The following is a 16043-nucleotide window of genomic DNA, read 5'->3' as shown; positions in this document are numbered from 1 at the left end:
TCGGGCCGGCAGCGAATACTTGCCCAGTCTCGAGAGCGATGCCCATCATCACGGGTCGCCGCGGCAAACGTAGGGTGCGCCGTGCGCACCATGGCGCCGACCGAGACCCTGGCCACGGCGATCAACCCGGAAAGAGCAGTTCTCTTTGTGTCTTTGTGAGAGCAATTGCCGGATTTAGGATCAACCGCGGCCTCTCTAAGGTGCGCACGGCGCACCCTACGCCGATCGTCCCCTCAGCCTCGGGCGCCGGCGCGCATGCCGCTGCTCAGCAGCAGGAGCCGCAGCTTGCGGGCCGCCATCAGGTCCAGGTCATCCCAGGGGGCGCTGTGTCCGTGGGTGTGCTCGATCCACAGGTCAAAGGAGTGACGCGGATTCAGGACACCATCGGCAGCGGCCGTGCCGACCGGCTTGCTGGGGTCCCCGGCCCAGTTGACGCTACGCGCCTGCTCGCCGCGGAACCAGTAAAGACGCTGCTGCACGCCGGCCGCCGGCCGCGAGCGGGCGCGCACGGCCAGGACCCCGGCGGCGCGCTCCAGGTCCACCGCCACCGCGCCGTCGGCCGCCAGGCGGTCGGTCGCCAACACCTGGTGCTCCACCTGTTGGGTGAACCAGCGATCGATGGCGTGGACCTCTGCGTCGCTCGGTACCAGGCCGAAGCGGTGGAGCCCCTGGGCGTCGAGCAGGGCCGCCCCGTTGGCCTGGACCAGGTCGAGGATCGCAGGCTCCAGGAGCGCCGCGGGAGAATGCCCGGACTGCACGTCCAGGACCAGCTCCACCAAGGCCTCCAGGCGCGCGTCCAGGCCGCTGACCCGCCGCAGCCGTTGCCGGGCCAGGAAGGAACCGACGCCCAGGGCATAGGTCTGGGCCAACGCCACGCACTGCTCGCGCATCGTCAAGGAGAGCAGGCGCGGGCGGCGGTGATGACAGGCGACCAGGCCCCAGAGGCTGTCCCCCACCAGGATCGGGATGGTCAAGGAGGCGGTGACAGCCATGTTCGCCAGGTACTTAAGGTGCACCGGGGAGACGGCGCGCAGGTCCGAGAGGCTCAGATCCGGATCGGTCCCTGGCAGGACCTCGATGGGCACGGGTGCGGCCCCGATGTCCGGGATCTGGCGGTGGCTGTTGATCCGAAAGAGGTTGCGGGCGATCTTGGGAATGTCCGAGGCGGGGAAGCGCAGACCCAGATAGCGCGGGTACTGATGCACGGTGGACTCGGCGATGACCTCCCCGCAGCCGTCGGTCAGAAAACGATAGACCATGACCCGCTCGTAGCCGCTGGCCAGGCGCACCGCGGCGGCCAGCGTGTCGCAATAATCGGCCCAGTCCCCGTCCGTGGTGGGTGCCTGCAACAGTTGGCGCAGCAGCGGATTGGCGATCCGCGGGGGCGGGTCGTCTGCGCCCGCCGGCTCCAACTCCAGCAGCCAGCCGGCGCCGGTATTGCTGAGCAGCGCGTCCAGCGGCCCGCGCGGCGTGCCGATCAGCCCGGCGATGACCCGCTTGCGGCCGGGTTCAGGAGGGAAATCGTCGCGGGAGAGTGGCACCAGGTCCGCCAGCGCCCGCCCGAGGACGGGGCCCGCGCCCAGGCCCAGCCAGTCGGCGGCGTCGGCGCTGGCGGCGCGGACCCGGTCATCGTCCGGGCCGCCCGCCAGCAGCAACCCGAAGGGCTGGATGGCGCCGATGCGATGCAACTGCTCGCGTTCGCAGCCGCTCAACAGGTCTGACTCAGTCGATTCGGTCATCGGCAAGGCCTCTGCGGGCGCGGTCTTTGACCGGCGCGCCCATCGGTCTCCGGCGCGCTGGGCAGTCTTTGCGGATTCGGTAGCCTAGGGCGTGCCTGGCCGTCCTGTAAAGCCATCTTTACGGGTGGGGTGCGATCCCCGGCGGGACGGGGTTTGAAACCCCGTCCCGGACGTTTTCTCCGGCCTCGATCATTGGAGCGAGCCGGTAGCCCGAAAAAAACGTTACGGACGAGGCGCATGCCCCGTCCGGCCCGGGGTCGGCGCGTTTCGTCAAGCCGCAACGGCTACTGGGAGCGCCGCACCCCAGTGCGGCGCGGCCTCTCGTCAACGCGCACCGCCGGGGCTATCTGCGAGATCGCGCCGCACTGGGGTGCGGCGCTCCCAGGCCGGGGGCTGCTTGCGCGGCCGGACGTTCTCACGCACCGGGCGTCGTTGTCGTAATCCCCGGCGGGACGGGATTTGAAACCCCGTCCCGGAGGTTTTCTCCGACCTCGATCCTTGGTGCGAGCCGGTAGCCCGAAAAAAACGTTACGGACGGGGCGCATGCCCCGTCCGGCCCGGGGTCGGCGCGTTTCGTCAAGCCGCAACGGCTACTGGGAGCGCCGCACCCCAGTGCGGCGCGGCCTCTCGTCAACGCGCACCGCCGGGGCTATCTGCGAGATCGCGCCGCACTGGGGTGCGGCGCTCCCAGGCCGGGGGCTGCTTGCGCGGCCGGACGTTCTCACGCACCGGGCGTCGTTGTCGTAATCCCCGGCGGGACGGGGTTTGAAACCCCGTCCCGGACGTTTTCTCCGGCCTCGATCATTGGAGCGAGCCGGTAGAGCGGAAAAAACGTTACGGACGGGGCGCATGCCCCGTCCGGCCCGGGGTCGGCGCGTTTCGTCAAGCCGCAACGGCTACTGGGAGCGCCGCACCCCAGTGCGGCGCGGCCTCTCGTCAACGCGCACCGCCGGGGCTATCTGCGAGATCGCGCCGCACTGGGGTGCGGCGCCCCCGGCGTTTTCTCCGGCCTCGATCATTGGAGCGAGCCGGTAGCCCGAAAAAAACGTTACGGACGAGGCGCATGCCCCGTCCGGCCCGGGGTCGGCGCGTTTCGTCAAGCCGCAACGGCTACTGGGAGCGCCGCACCCCAGTGCGGCGCGGCCTCTCGTCAACGCGCACCGCCGGGGCTATCTGCGAGATCGCGCCGCACTGGGGTGCGGCGCCCCCGGCGTTTTCTCCGGCCTCGATCATTGGAGCGAGCCGGTAGAGCGGAAAAAACGTTACGGACGGGGCGCATGCCCCGTCCGGCCCGGGGTCGGCGCGTTTCGTCAAGCCGCAACGGCTACTGGGAGCGCCGCACCCCAGTGCGGCGCGGCCTCTCGTCAACGCGCACCGCCGGGGTTATCTGCGAGATCGCGCCGCACTGGGGTGCGGCGCCCCCGGCGTTTTCTCCGGCCTCGATCATTGGAGCGAGCCGGTAGAGCGGAAAAAACGTTACGGACGGGGCACATGCCCCGTCCGGCCCGGGGTCGGCGCGTTTCGTCAAGCCGCAACGGCTACTGGGAGCGCCGCACCCCAGTGCGGCGCGGCCTCTCGTCAAGGCGCACCGCCGGGGTTATCTGCGAGATCGCGCCGCACTGGGGTGCGGCGCTCCCAGGCCGGGCCGGAGCGCCTGGAGTCCAAGGCTTCAGCCTTGGCGCACGCCAAGGCTGAAGCCTTGGACTCCAGGCAGAGGCAACGCGGTCGGCGAGTGCGCCTTAACTTAATGGTCGTGAAGCTTGAAGCCTTGGGCCTCGGCGCCCTTGCCGAGTCCGACCGGTGCGGCTAGCATCCCGGTCACATGGACTACTTCACTCCCGCCACCCGCCGCTGGTTCGCGCAGAACTTTGCCGCGCCGACGCCGGCCCAGGCGCGCGGCTGGCCGCTGATTGCCGCCGGGCACCATTGCCTGATCACGGCCCCGACCGGCAGCGGCAAGACGCTCGCCGCCTTCCTGTGGGCGATCGACCGGCTGATGGCGGGCGGTGAGGGTCCGCGGGTTCCCGGCGTCCAGGTCCTCTATGTCTCCCCCCTCAAGGCCCTGGTCTATGACATCGAGCGCAACCTGCGCGCGCCCTTGGCCGGGGTCGCCCGGGCGGCGGAGCACCTGGGGCTGGCGGTCGCGCCGCCGCGGGTGGACATCCGCACCGGGGACACGCCCGCGAAGGAGCGCGCCCGGCAGTTGCAGGACCCGGCGGAGATCCTGGTCACGACGCCGGAGTCGCTCTATCTGCTGCTCGGCTCCCGCGCGGCCGGCAACCTGCGCTCGGTCCATACCCTGATCATCGACGAGGTGCACGCACTGGCGCCGACCAAGCGGGGCGCGCACCTGGCCCTGTCGCTGGAGCGCCTGGCCGCCCTGTGCGGGCGCGACCCCCAGCGGATCGGGCTCTCGGCGACCCTGCGGCCCCTGGCGGAGGCGGCGCTCTACCTGGGCGGCGACCGGCCGGTGGAGATCGTCGATGCCGCCGCCCCGCCGCGTCTGGACCTGCGGGTCTGCGTACCGGTGCCGGACATGGAGCGCCCGCCGCAGCCGCCGACGCCGACGCCGGAACTGCGCAGCGGCTCCATCCTCGGGGCCCTCTACGCCCAGCAGGCCGCCCGCCCGCCGGCCGAGAAGGGTATCTGGTCGGCCCTCTATCCGGCCCTGCTGGACGCCATCCGCGCCCACCGCTCCACCATCCTCTTCGTCAACAGCCGGGGCCTGGCCGAGCGTCTGTGCCGGCGCCTGAACGAGTTGGCGGCCGGGGGCGACGAGGCCCCCGACCCGGACCCGGCCCCCGAGCCGGTCCCCGACCTGGTGCGCGCCCACCACGGCAGCGTCAGCCACGAGCAGCGCAGCGCGATCGAGGAGGGCCTGAAGCGCGGCGACCTCAAGGCCATCGTCGCGACCAGTTCGCTGGAGATGGGCATCGACATGGGGGCGGTGGACCAGGTGTTGCTGGTGGAGTCCCCGGGCTCGGTCGCGCGCGGTCTGCAACGGGTGGGGCGGGCCGGGCACGGGGTGGGGGAGGTCAGCAGCGGGCGTATCTTCCCGAAATTCCGGGGCGACCTGCTGGAGTGCGCCGTCATCGCCGGGCGGATGCTGCAGGGTGAGTTGGAGCCCTTCCGCATGCCCCGCAACGCCCTGGACGTCCTGGCCCAGCAGGTCGCCGCCCACTGTGCGGCGGCGGACCGGACGGTGGGCGAGTTGCACGCCCTGGTAACCCGCGCCGGGCCCTATCGGGAGCTGTCGCGGGCGGCCCTGGAGGCGGTGCTGGAGATGCTGTCGGGCCTCTACCCGGGCGGCGATTTCGCGGATCTCAAGCCGCTCCTCGCCTGGGACCGAGCGAGCGCGACCCTGAGTGCGCGCCGCGGCACGGCCCTGATCACCCGGCTCAACGCCGGTACCATCCCGGACCGGGGCTACTACGGGGTCCACCTGGGCGCGGAGGGCCCCCGGATCGGCGAGTTGGACGAGGAGCTGGTCCATGAGACCAAGGCCGGGGACTGCATCCTGCTCGGCGCCTCCACCTGGCGGGTGGAGCAGATCACCCGCGACCGGGTCATCGTCTCACCCGCCCCCGGTGAGCCCGGCAAGCTCCCCTTCTGGCGCGGCGAGGGCCCCGGACGGCCGCTGGAACTGGGGCGCGCGATCGGCGTCTTCTGTCGCCGTTTGGCGGCCATCGAGGGCGAGGAGGCCCCGGCCTGGGTCCAGGCACAGGCCCCGCTCGACGACCTGGCCGCGCTCAATCTGGCCACCTATGTGCGCGAGCAGCGCGAGTCGACCGGTCAGGTCCCGAGCGACCGCACCATCGTCGTGGAGCGCTTTCGCGACGAGTTGGGGGACTGGCGGGTCTGTATCCTCACCCCCTTCGGCGCGCCGATCCATGCCCCCTGGGCCATGGCCCTGCAAGGCCGGCTGAGCCGCCGCGAGGGGTTTGAAGTCCAGGTCATGTACACCGACGACGGCATCGTGCTGCGCCTGGCGGATGGGGAGGACCTGCCGTCCCTGGACGACCTGCTGCCGGACCCGGCGGAGGTGACGGATGAGGTGACCGGGCAACTCGCCGCCACGGCCCTCTTCGCCGGTCTGTTCCGCGAGAATGCGGCACGGGCACTGCTGCTGCCGCGCCGCCGGGCCACGGGCCGCCAGCCGCTCTGGGCGCAACGGCTGCGCGCCCAGGCCCTGCTCGCCACGGTGCGCCGCTACCCGGGCTTTCCGATGGTGATCGAGACCTATCGGCAGGCACTGGGTGATGTCTTTGACCTGCCGGGCCTGAAAGAGGTCCTGAGCGCCGTCCAGACCCGCACCATCCGCGTGCATGAGGTCGAGACGGCGCACGCCTCACCCTTCGCCCGCTCGCTCGTCTTCGCCTATGTGGCCGCCTATCTCTACGAGCAGGACGCCCCGCTGCCGGAGCGCCGCGCCCAGGCCCTGACCCTGGACCGCGCCCTGCTGGCGGAACTGCTGGGTCAGGCCGAACTGCGCGAACTGATCGACCCGGAGGTCCTTGCCGACCTGGAGGCCGAGTTGCAGCATCGGGTGGACGGGCGCCGCGCCCGCGATGCGGATGAACTGCACGATTTGCTGCGGCGCTTGGGCGATCTGAGCGAGGGCGAGATCGCCGAGCGGTGTGTTGGGTACGGGGCGGGTACCGATGCGGCGGGGGAATCCGCTGCGATTACGATTACGACAACGACAACGACAACGACAACGACAACGACAACGACCGCGACGCATGGGACGGGTACCGGGTCGGCGGGCGACCCCGCCGATTCCGGGTCCTGGCTGCGGGTCTTGAAAGACCAGCGCCGCGCCGTCCCGCTGCGCATCGACGGTGAACACCGCTGGATCGCCGCCGAAGACGCCGGACTCTATCGCGACGCCCTGGGCCTGGTCCCATCCCCCGGGCTGCCCGAGGCCTGCATCGCCCCCACCCAGGCCCCCCTCGAACAGTTGCTGCGGCGCTATGGTCGCACCCATGGCCCCTTCCTCACCCGCGAGCCCGCCGCGCGCCTGGGCCTGCGTCCGGCCCAGGTCGAACCGGTCCTGCGCCTGCTCGAATCCCAGGGCGCCCTGGTCCGCGGCGAGATCCGCCCGCTGGGCACCCAGCCCGAGTGGTGCGAGGTCGAGGTCCTGCAACGCCTGCGCCGCCGCACCCTGGCCCGTGCCCGGGATGCCGTGGCGCCGGTCGACGGGGCCGCCCTGGGGCGCTTTCTCCCCGCCTGGCACGGCATCGGCGAGGACCGCAAGGGTCCGGAGCGGCTTTTGGAGGCGGTCGCGCAACTCGCCGGTCTGAGCCTGCCCTGGTCCCAACTGGATCGCGTCCTGCTGCCCGCCCGGGTCCCGGGCTACCGCCCCCAGGACCTGGACCTGCTGGCGGCCACCGGTCAGATCGTCTGGATCGGGCGGGGCGCCCTGGGGCCCAAGGACGGCCGGGTCGCCCTGTACCCGCGCGCGGGCGGCGAATGGCGCACGGCCGACACCGGGGCAGGGGAGCCGTCGGCACCGCTGCCGGGCCTCCTGCTGGAGCACCTGCGCGAACGCGGCGCTTGCTTCCTGATGGAACTGACGGCGGCGGCCGAGCGCGCGGGGCTCGCAGGTGCGCGCGATGCCTTCGAGTCGGCCGTCTGGGACCTGGTCTGGGCCGGGCTCATCACCAACGACACCTTCGCCCCCCTGCGCGGCCTGGCTGCGGGTGGGGCCGGCGGCGTCCGCACCCGACATCGCGGGCGGGAACCGGCCCTGACCGGCGGACGCTGGTCCCTGGTCGCGGACCTCGCCGGACGGGACACGCCGCCGCCCAGTGAGACGGAGCGCCTGCTCGCCCAGGCCCGCCGACTGCTCGAACGCTATGGCGTGGTGAGTCGGGAGGCGGTCCAGGCAGAGGGGCTGCCCGGCGGCTTCGCGCCGCTCTACCGGGTTTTGAAGCAAATGGAGGAGTCCGGGCGGGTGCGCCGGGGTTGGTTCGTCGCGGGGCTGTCCGGGGCCCAGTTCGCCCTGGCCGGGGCCCTGGAACGCCTGCGGGCGGCGCGTCTGGAGGAGTCGCCGCTCGACGGTTTCACGCAGGAGGAGGTCCGCGTCCTGGCCGCCCTGGACCCGGCCAACCCCTATGGTGCCCTGCTACCCTGGCCGCAGACGGCGGCCGGTGGCGAAGCCGCCCCACGCCGCATCGGCGGGGCCTGGGTCATCCTGGTGGCCGGCAAGCCGGTCCTCTATCTGGGCAGCAGCGCCCGTGCGCTGCTGAGCTTCCCATCGTCCCTGAGCGAGACCGGCGGGGAACTGCACCTGGCCCTGGCCGCCCTGTGCCGCCTGCCCGCCGGTGGCCGGCGGCGGCTCCTCATCCAGACGATCGACGGCCGACCGGCACTCCAATCGCCGTTGCGCGAGACCATGCTCGCCGCCGGCTTCGCGTCCGATTACGATGCCCTGGTTCCGTCGCGCACGAGTCAATGAACCTAAAATCCACAGATGAACACAGATGAACACAGATGTTCTTCAGAATCGTCATGCGCTTATCGCTACTGTCACAAGCACCTGCAAGGTGAGTCCCCGACCAGGCATAAGCCAATGAATAATTTGTGTTCATCTGTGTTCATCTGTGGATGACTACTCTTTATCGGATGAACCCTGATGATTGCTGACTCTGCTGGACTGCTCTTGATCGCCGGGGTGGACGAGGCCGGCCGCGGCCCCCTGGCCGGCCCGGTCTGTGCCGCCGCGGTCATCCTGGACCCCGCGCGCCCCATCCCCGGGCTCGGCGACTCCAAGCAATTGAGCCCCAAGCGGCGCGAGGCCTTGGAGCTTGCCATTCAATCGCGCTCGCTCGCCTGGTCCGTCGCCTGGGCGAGTGCCGCGGAGATCGACACCATCAATATCCTTCAGGCCACCCTGCTCGCCATGGCCCGCGCCGTCGCCGCGCTGGAGCGCCGCCCCGACCGTGTCCTGGTGGACGGCAACCGCGCCCCGGACTGCGGTTGCCCGGTGCAGACCATCATCGGTGGCGACGCCCTGGTCCCCGCCATCGGCGCCGCCTCCATCCTCGCCAAGGTCGCGCGCGACCGGCTCATGTGCCGACTGGATCTGGACTTTCCCGGCTACGGCTTCGCCGCCCACAAGGGCTATCCCACCGCCGTCCACCGCGCCGCCCTGCGCCGCCTCGGACCCTGCCCGGAGCACCGCCGCAGCTTCGCGCCGGTGCGTGGGATGAAGGATGAGGGATGAGGGATGAAGGTGCGCGAGGGTTGCGCGGGATAATCGATGGCAACCTGGGGTCCTGATGAAGTGCCTCTCTCGTTTCCGCGCTCCGCAGACTCACTGCAGATAAGTTAGCCTCACTTCCAGTCCGGCACGGGCTGGGAGCGCCGCACCCAAGTCGCGGCGCGATCTCGCAGATCACCCCGCCGCCGTGGGTTGAGCAGAGTCCGCGCCGTGACTTGGGTGCGGCGCTCCCAGTAGCCGTTGCGGCTTAACCTGATGGCAGTGACGCCTCAAGACTGGGTGAGTATTGCGCAGAGACCTGTGCCGCGTAGCCTGGATGGAGCGCAGCGCAATCCAGGTCCCCACTGCAACCCAATGCCGTTAAGTTAAGCCCTTCTGGCGCCTACGCTCCCGCGTGGGAGCAAGTGCGGGCGCTCCGCGTCCAATGCCAAGACCGGACGCGGAGCGCCCGCACGGCATTCCCACGCAGAGGACCCGCTGGTGACACCGCTGCGGCGGTGTCACCCATGTGTTGGCCGCTGTGCGGCCCGGGGTGACGGCCGGCGCCCACCACGATCGCGGTCACGCTCACACCAAGACGCGAGGAAGTATAAGAATTCTCTCACAAAGGCACAAAGACACGAAGAAGAAAAGAAGAAACGAAGAAAAGGAATGATCACGCCAAGGCGCTAAGCTCGCCAAGGAAGACAAGGCTTGGAGCGCGGCGAACAGCGGGTCCATGGCGTCGCTTCAATGAGACCGCGGCGAATTCGCCGCGAAAATTCCGTGGGAATCTGCCCGGCGGCCAGCATCGCCAGATAATCCCCCAGATAGAGGGTACAAGGCCCAATCTCCCGCTGCTCAATCCAGGGCGTCATCCCCTACCCCGCGCCTTATTGATGTACTGAAGATGCTTGAAGCGCTCCGGGATCGGCCCGCCGGCTTCGACTTGCATCCGCTCGTAGCGGTCCAGTTCGGCCGGGGTCGGCGGCGGGCCGTCGCGGCGGCGCTGCTCGACTGCCGCGATGAAGTCCGCCATTTCTTGCGACTGCCCACCATCGGCGAACTTGCGGCGTGCCGGGGTCTTGGTCTCGTCGACGACTTCTTTCATGATGAAAAACCGTTGTGGTTTCAATGAGGCTGCGGCGAATTCGCCGCGGAAACTCCATAGGCCGTGCGGGGCGCGCCCGCTTTAGCCGGATCGATAGACCGCGCGCAGATGCTCAGGTAGCTTCGGCGCGGGGGCCGACGCCACCCCCGCCGCGTGCGCCCGCTCCACCAGCGTCTGGGCCAGCCACGCATAGATCCCGGCCTCGAAATCATCGCGCGGGTCCACCTCGCTGTCGGCCACCGCGTAGGCGGTACCCAGCGCCTGATTGGCCCGCGCCACCCCCGCCGCAATCTCAGCCGCCTGCGCCGCGTCCGGCGCCACGCCCCGCCGCGGGGACGGGGCACCCGCGAACCGCAGCCCCAGGAACTGATGCGTCGGTCCCGTGACCCGGGCCGCCAGCCACCAATCATCGCGTCGACCGAACAACATACCTGCTTACCCCTTCCACGGATACCGCGCATGGGCCGCGGTGTGCGCGGCGTCGAAACTCGGGCCGTGGCGGCGCATGAACCACGCCTCCGCCCCCTCGTGCCTCAGCAATTGTAGATCATGCGCGGTACCCTGGCCGGCCGCCAGTCGTTCCCAGGCCGCGGCGATGCCGGCGGACGCGTGGAAGCGTCGCACCTGCGGCGCGATGCCCTGCCGCACGAAGCGGTCCAGCAGGTGCGCCTGCATGAATGTGTGATCTTTGACCTGCTGCACGTTCTCCGGCTTGATGCCTGTCGTCTGCGCAATCGCCGCCACATCGGTGGTACTCGCCCGAATGCCGTCATAGGCCGCCTCCGCCGCCGGGTCTGCCTGGCTGTCGGCGCCGGTCTGGCCCGCCACCCCAGCCGTCTGCGTCCGCGTCTTCAACCCAAACCCATCCGCCCGCAGCAGCTCCGCTCACGGCACCCCTGCCGACCTGGCCTGTTCGGCGCAGGCCGGCACCAGGCCCGCGCGCTGCTCCGGGCGCAAGCGGTCAACGAAGGCCCCGAAGTCCGTGGACCCCCGCACCCCATCCTTACGCATCTGCCGCATGGTCGGCGTCAAGCTGCACATGCAATGCGGATGCGAGTTGCCCCGCGGTACCTGGTCCTTGGGGAACACCCCGGCCCCCATCCCCAGATCCAGGTCAGCGTAGTAGTCGCAGATATCCGCTACTGGATGCGAGGCCGACAGCCGCCACCGGAACCCCGTCACGTCCGGGTCCTCCAGCCCCACCGCAATCACTGCCTGATGATGCGCGGTCGCCATCTCGGTGCGCGCGATGCGCCGCAGGGCATAGAGTTGCCGGTCATAGATCCACCATTGCTTCAATGAGGCCGCGGCGAATTCGCCGCGGAAACCCCGCGGCCGACGTGCAGATCCTCGAGCGCGAACCGCCCGGCCGGCGCCCGGTCGATCCGCTGACCGGGGAGACGCCCGCGCGCTGGGTGCAGCGCGGGGTGAGCGTGGCGGACCCGACGCGCGAGGGCGGGCGGGCGGTGCTGTATGCCGATCCAGGGTGGGACCATATCCCGGGGTCGGATGGGGCGGAGCGGGCGCTGGCGCAGCGGGTGTTGAAGGGGGCGGTACAGCGCGGCGGCGGCATCCTGGAAGCCGTCGTGGCCCAGGCGGCCGCGGCGGGGGTGCGGCTCAATCCGGTGCTGCGCGAGGAGTTGCCGGCGTGGCCGAGCGATGGCGCGCAGTGCCCGGAGCGTGGTCCGACTGAGTTGGCGGCCGGACACTGCCCCGGGCCGCTGCCGCTGCCGCGGCCGTTCGAGCGCGCGCGGTTGCTGCCGGGCGGACAGTCGGACGCCTGGTACGTGGACCGCTTCCTGGCCGAGTTCGGGGCGAGTGCGACCCGGGCGGTGGTGTTCGAGGACGTGACGGACGAGGCGCTGCTGATCAGCGCGGACTTGTTTGTGCAGCGGCGTAAGAGTGCCCGGGCCGGGGTGCCTGTCTATAAGGTGCAAAAGAACGGACGCGAGGCCTTCTTGCCGCTGCTGGCGGAGACGCTCAAGCGGCCTCAAGAAATCTGGGAGCGGGTGGAATGGAACGCCGCGGCCGGCCGGACGGTGCTGCGGCGCCGCTATCTGGCGTGGTGGCTGTTGGGGGCCGATGAGCAGCCCGGCCTGGCGGTGTTCGAGTGGTCTAGCCAGTGGTGGGGGGGCATCACTGCCTTTCCCATGCAACGTGCGCAGGGTGTTGATTTGAATGCCTATGTTGCTGACCAGCGGCAAGGCTTGTTGCGCTATCGTGAGTGAGCCGAGCGCGGCGTCGCTCGGCTCTGCCCGGGGAATCCTAGGGGGTGTTCGCCGCACTCAGTCCCCGATGACATCTGGAGTATAGCCCATGGCCGAAGGCGGCATCACCGTCACGATCGATGACGCCGAGGTCCGCGCGGGCCTGGCGCGGGTGCTGGCGCAGTTGGGGAACATGGCACCGGTGATGGAGGACATCGGGCGGACGCTGGGGAACCTGACGGAGGATGCCTTCCAGGCGTCCGGGCCGGGGTGGGCGGCGCTGCGGCCAGTGACGGTGGCGCGGCGCGGGAGTGCGGCGCCGATCCTGCAGGTGTCGGGGGGGCTGGCGGGGAGCATCACTCATGGGGGGGATGCGACCAAGGCGTGGGTGGGCGCATCTAAGGTATACGCGGCGGCGCAGCAGTTCGGGATGCCGCAGGGGTACGCGGGCCGGACCCGCCGCGGGGCGCCGATTCCGTGGGGGGATATCCCGCCGCGGCCGTATCTGCCGATCCAGGACGGCGGGCTGCTGCCGGCGGCGCAGTCCGAGGTGCTGGCGATCCTGACGCGGGCGTTGGAGTCGGCCGTGGGTTAGGGTTCAGGGTTCAGGGTTCAGCACCCCGCACCCCGCACCCCGACCGACACCGCGGCCTGGGACCCCGTTTAAACCCCGTTGCTTCAATGAGGCCGCGGCGAATTCGCCGCGGAAACCTGCCATACTTCACGAACGAAGCCAAGGCGGCGCCCGCGCTTCAATGAGGCCGCGGCGAATTCGCCGCGGAAACGTTGCTTCGGGAGTTCCCGGAGCTTGGATCATCTAATGCTTCAATGAGGCCGCGGCGAATTCGCCGCGGAAACCCTACATCATGGCCTATGGGTGCGAGGTCAAGGGGTCGGCTTCAATGAGGCCGCGGCGAATTCGCCGCGGAAACAACGCCCGGGACTATCTGGAGTTGGCCGAGCGTATGGCTTCAATGAGGCCGCGGCGAATTCGCCGCGGAAACCCTGAGCGTCCTGACCGACCTTGAGCACTTCACCTTGCTTCAATGAGGCCGCGGCGAATTCGCCGCGGAAACCGCCGAGATACGCGCTTTGGAAACGGCCATGATCTCCGCTTCAATGAGGCCGCGGCGAATTCGCCGCGGAAACGACGGACTATCTTCGTCCCTAACCCAGAACCCCGTTTGCTTCAATGAGGCCGCGGCGAATTCGCCGCGGAAACACAGCAGCGCGCCGCTGTCCGCGACCCCGCTGCAAATGCTTCAATGAGGCCGCGGCGAATTCGCCGCGGAAACACGACGCGACCCTGAAGCGCCTGCTCGCCGCCCTGGAGCTTCAATGAGGCCGCGGCGAATTCGCCGCGGAAACGGTCTTCGCGTTGCTTCGTCCAACCAGTCTGAGGACGCTTCAATGAGGCCGCGGCGAATTCGCCGCGGAAACAGTTCAACACACCCGCTAGTATCCCCTCCCGTAGTTGTGCTTCAATGAGGCCGCGGCGAATTCGCCGCGGAAACCACAACCCGCGCCGTTGTTGGTCCCGTCCAACCTGTCGCTTCAATGAGGCCGCGGCGAATTCGCCGCGGAAACGACCGCCATCGCTGGCGAGGCCCTCACGCTGGCCATGCTTCAATGAGGCCGCGGCGAATTCGCCGCGGAAACCGGAGCAGGAGCGCGCCCTGGCGGAAGCCTTCGCCGCTTCAATGAGGCCGCGGCGAATTCGCCGCGGAAACCTGCCTGGATCGAGGATCACCACCCGGAGATTGCGACGCTTCAATGAGGCCGCGGCGAATTCGCCGCGGAAACCCTGACGCGCGAAAGCATCGCTAATCAGTACGTGCAGCTTCAATGAGGCCGCGGCGAATTCGCCGCGGAAACCAAGCCCGCCGCGACCAGATCCTCACCGCCCGCCTCGCTTCAATGAGGCCGCGGCGAATTCGCCGCGGAAACCGGACCCAGGCCAAGGATCAAATGTCGGTCGCCGTCGCTTCAATGAGGCCGCGGCGAATTCGCCGCGGAAACCCGGCGCTGCAATCTTTTTCGCGCCGACCGTGCGCAGCGCTTCAATGAGGCCGCGGCGAATTCGCCGCGGAAACCCTCACCACATCGGTTGGTCCCGTGTCGATGGCGGCGCTTCAATGAGGCCGCGGCGAATTCGCCGCGGAAACAACTCCTAATCTCGCTGTTCGGACTAAGCGAAAGCGGGCTTCAATGAGGCCGCGGCGAATTCGCCGCGGAAACGCCCTGGATTGAGCGGGAAATCGAGCGGTACGCGGTGCTTCAATGAGGCCGCGGCGAATTCGCCGCGGAAACTCTACCTTTTCCTTGAGGAATGCGGTGCGGTCGGCGCTTCAATGAGGCCGCGGCGAATTCGCCGCGGAAACGTTTGCGCAATTCGAGAAGCTAAAGGGATTAACGACAGCTTCAATGAGGCCGCGGCGAATTCGCCGCGGAAACAGGGTAGCGATAACCAATGCGTGCAGTGTGCGGCCCCGGCTTCAATGAGGCCGCGGCGAATTCGCCGCGGAAACATGCGCCGGGGGCGACGCGGGATTTAATTGCGGAGGTGCTTCAATGAGGCCGCGGCGAATTCGCCGCGGAAACGCCACCTGAGCAGATTACCCTCAGCCCCGGGCGGCACCGCTTCAATGAGGCCGCGGCGAATTCGCCGCGGAAACGGCGTACAGCACCGGCAGCGGCGGGTCAGACGGCCGCGCTTCAATGAGGCCGCGGCGAATTCGCCGCGGAAACAGTAGGCACCGTCGCGGATCAGCAGGCCGAGGGCGGTGCTTCAATGAGGCCGCGGCGAATTCGCCGCGGAAACTGACCGTGGCGGTGGCCGGCACGCTGGGCGGCCTGACGCTTCAATGAGGCCGCGGCGAATTCGCCGCGGAAACATCACACACCGGACGCATCGTCAGCACCGAACCCAGCTTCAATGAGGCCGCGGCGAATTCGCCGCGGAAACTGCATCGGATTGGGGCGGGTGTAGGCCCGGAAGTAGATGCTTCAATGAGGCCGCGGCGAATTCGCCGCGGAAACCGGACGCCTTCGGCGTGCCCGAGCCCGCCAGCCTGGCTTCAATGAGGCCGCGGCGAATTCGCCGCGGAAACGATGACGATCACGGAGTTCACCGCGCGCTTCGAGGAGCTTCAATGAGGCCGCGGCGAATTCGCCGCGGAAACGCGGGCGGCCAGGGCGGCGGCGGCCTCCGGCGCGGCGGCTTCAATGAGGCCGCGGCGAATTCGCCGCGGAAACCCGACGAGACGGCCATCCTGGCAGCCCTGACCGCACTGGCTTCAATGAGGCCGCGGCGAATTCGCCGCGGAAACCTGGCGAGGCCGACGCCTGCCAGTCCGTACTGCAGGAGCTTCAATGAGGCCGCGGCGAATTCGCCGCGGAAACACCATGGGCAACTCGAGCTATTTCCCGCCTTCACCTAGCTTCAATGAGGCCGCGGCGAATTCGCCGCGGAAACAGCGCCCCGTCGAGCACCTGCCCGCGGAAGGCCCCGCTTCAATGAGGCCGCGGCGAATTCGCCGCGGAAACCCTTCGCCACCTTCGAGAATCCACCGGCCGCGACCTCGCTTCAATGAGGCCTCGCCAAATTCGCCGCGGAAACCGCCGCATCGCGACCCACGAATACCCGCTGCGGGACGCTTCAATGAGGCTGCGGCGAATTCGCCGCGGAAACCGCGACGATGGCCGCGAGGCCCGCGGGCACGTCAGCGCTTCAATGAGGCCGCGGCGAATTCGCCGCGGAAACTTGATGGGCGGTGTCAGGG

9 protein-coding genes and 1 CRISPR repeat array (1 of these 10 only partly in view) are annotated in these 16043 nt (G+C 69.4%); of the genes, 4 read left to right on the top strand and 5 right to left on the bottom strand.

What is annotated here, in order from left to right:
- Window positions 1-233 precede the first annotated feature (233 nt).
- On the bottom strand, window positions 234-1739 hold the full coding sequence (locus tag THSYN_RS21500) for a GAF domain-containing protein (protein ID WP_100920927.1): 1506 nt from the start codon (window positions 1737-1739) through the stop codon (window positions 234-236).
- A gap of 1822 nt (window positions 1740-3561) precedes the next feature.
- On the opposite strand from THSYN_RS21500, the gene THSYN_RS21490 reads away from it, so the two are divergent.
- Both THSYN_RS21490 and rnhB read left to right on the top strand, forming a co-directional pair.
- Window positions 3562-8199 (top strand): Lhr family helicase, encoded by a 4638-nt coding sequence (locus tag THSYN_RS21490; RefSeq protein ID WP_100920925.1) that lies wholly within the window; start codon window positions 3562-3564, stop codon window positions 8197-8199.
- A gap of 177 nt (window positions 8200-8376) precedes the next feature.
- On the top strand, window positions 8377-8967 hold the full coding sequence (rnhB, locus tag THSYN_RS21485; RefSeq protein WP_100920924.1) for a ribonuclease HII: 591 nt from the start codon (window positions 8377-8379) through the stop codon (window positions 8965-8967).
- A gap of 850 nt (window positions 8968-9817) precedes the next feature.
- Here rnhB and THSYN_RS21480 read toward each other — a convergent pair.
- From THSYN_RS21480 to THSYN_RS21465, 4 genes are all read right to left on the bottom strand, one after another.
- On the bottom strand, window positions 9818-10054 hold the full coding sequence (locus THSYN_RS21480; RefSeq protein WP_157817843.1) for a hypothetical protein: 237 nt from the start codon (window positions 10052-10054) through the stop codon (window positions 9818-9820).
- A gap of 81 nt (window positions 10055-10135) precedes the next feature.
- Window positions 10136-10483, bottom strand: a complete 348-nt coding sequence (locus THSYN_RS21475; protein WP_100920922.1) for a hypothetical protein — start codon at window positions 10481-10483, stop codon at window positions 10136-10138.
- 6 nt (window positions 10484-10489) lie between these two features.
- Complete coding sequence (locus THSYN_RS21470) at window positions 10490-10882, bottom strand: hypothetical protein (protein ID WP_157817842.1); 393 nt, start codon at window positions 10880-10882, stop codon at window positions 10490-10492.
- A 57-nt stretch (window positions 10883-10939) separates the two neighbouring features.
- A complete protein-coding gene (locus THSYN_RS21465; protein WP_100920920.1) occupies window positions 10940-11353 on the bottom strand; it encodes a structural protein in 414 nt (137 codons plus the stop codon).
- A 41-nt stretch (window positions 11354-11394) separates the two neighbouring features.
- Here THSYN_RS21465 and THSYN_RS21460 point away from each other — a divergent pair, with 41 nt between their 5' ends.
- On the top strand, window positions 11395-12282 hold the full coding sequence (locus THSYN_RS21460; RefSeq protein ID WP_100920919.1) for a PBECR2 nuclease fold domain-containing protein: 888 nt from the start codon (window positions 11395-11397) through the stop codon (window positions 12280-12282).
- Between the two features lie 88 nt (window positions 12283-12370).
- Entirely contained in the window at window positions 12371-12856 is a 486-nt protein-coding gene (locus tag THSYN_RS21455) for a phage virion morphogenesis protein (RefSeq protein ID WP_100920918.1), read from the top strand.
- Between the two features lie 80 nt (window positions 12857-12936).
- Window positions 12937-16043: a CRISPR direct-repeat array (repeat unit 36 nt; unit sequence GCTTCAATGAGGCCGCGGCGAATTCGCCGCGGAAAC) (it continues 4059 nt past the right edge of the window).

The sequence above is a fragment of the Candidatus Thiodictyon syntrophicum genome, from assembly GCF_002813775.1.
Classification (GTDB): domain Bacteria; phylum Pseudomonadota; class Gammaproteobacteria; order Chromatiales; family Chromatiaceae; genus Thiodictyon; species Thiodictyon syntrophicum.
Note: the sequence above shows the minus strand (reverse complement) of the source record. Positions and strands in the feature narration are given on the sequence as shown.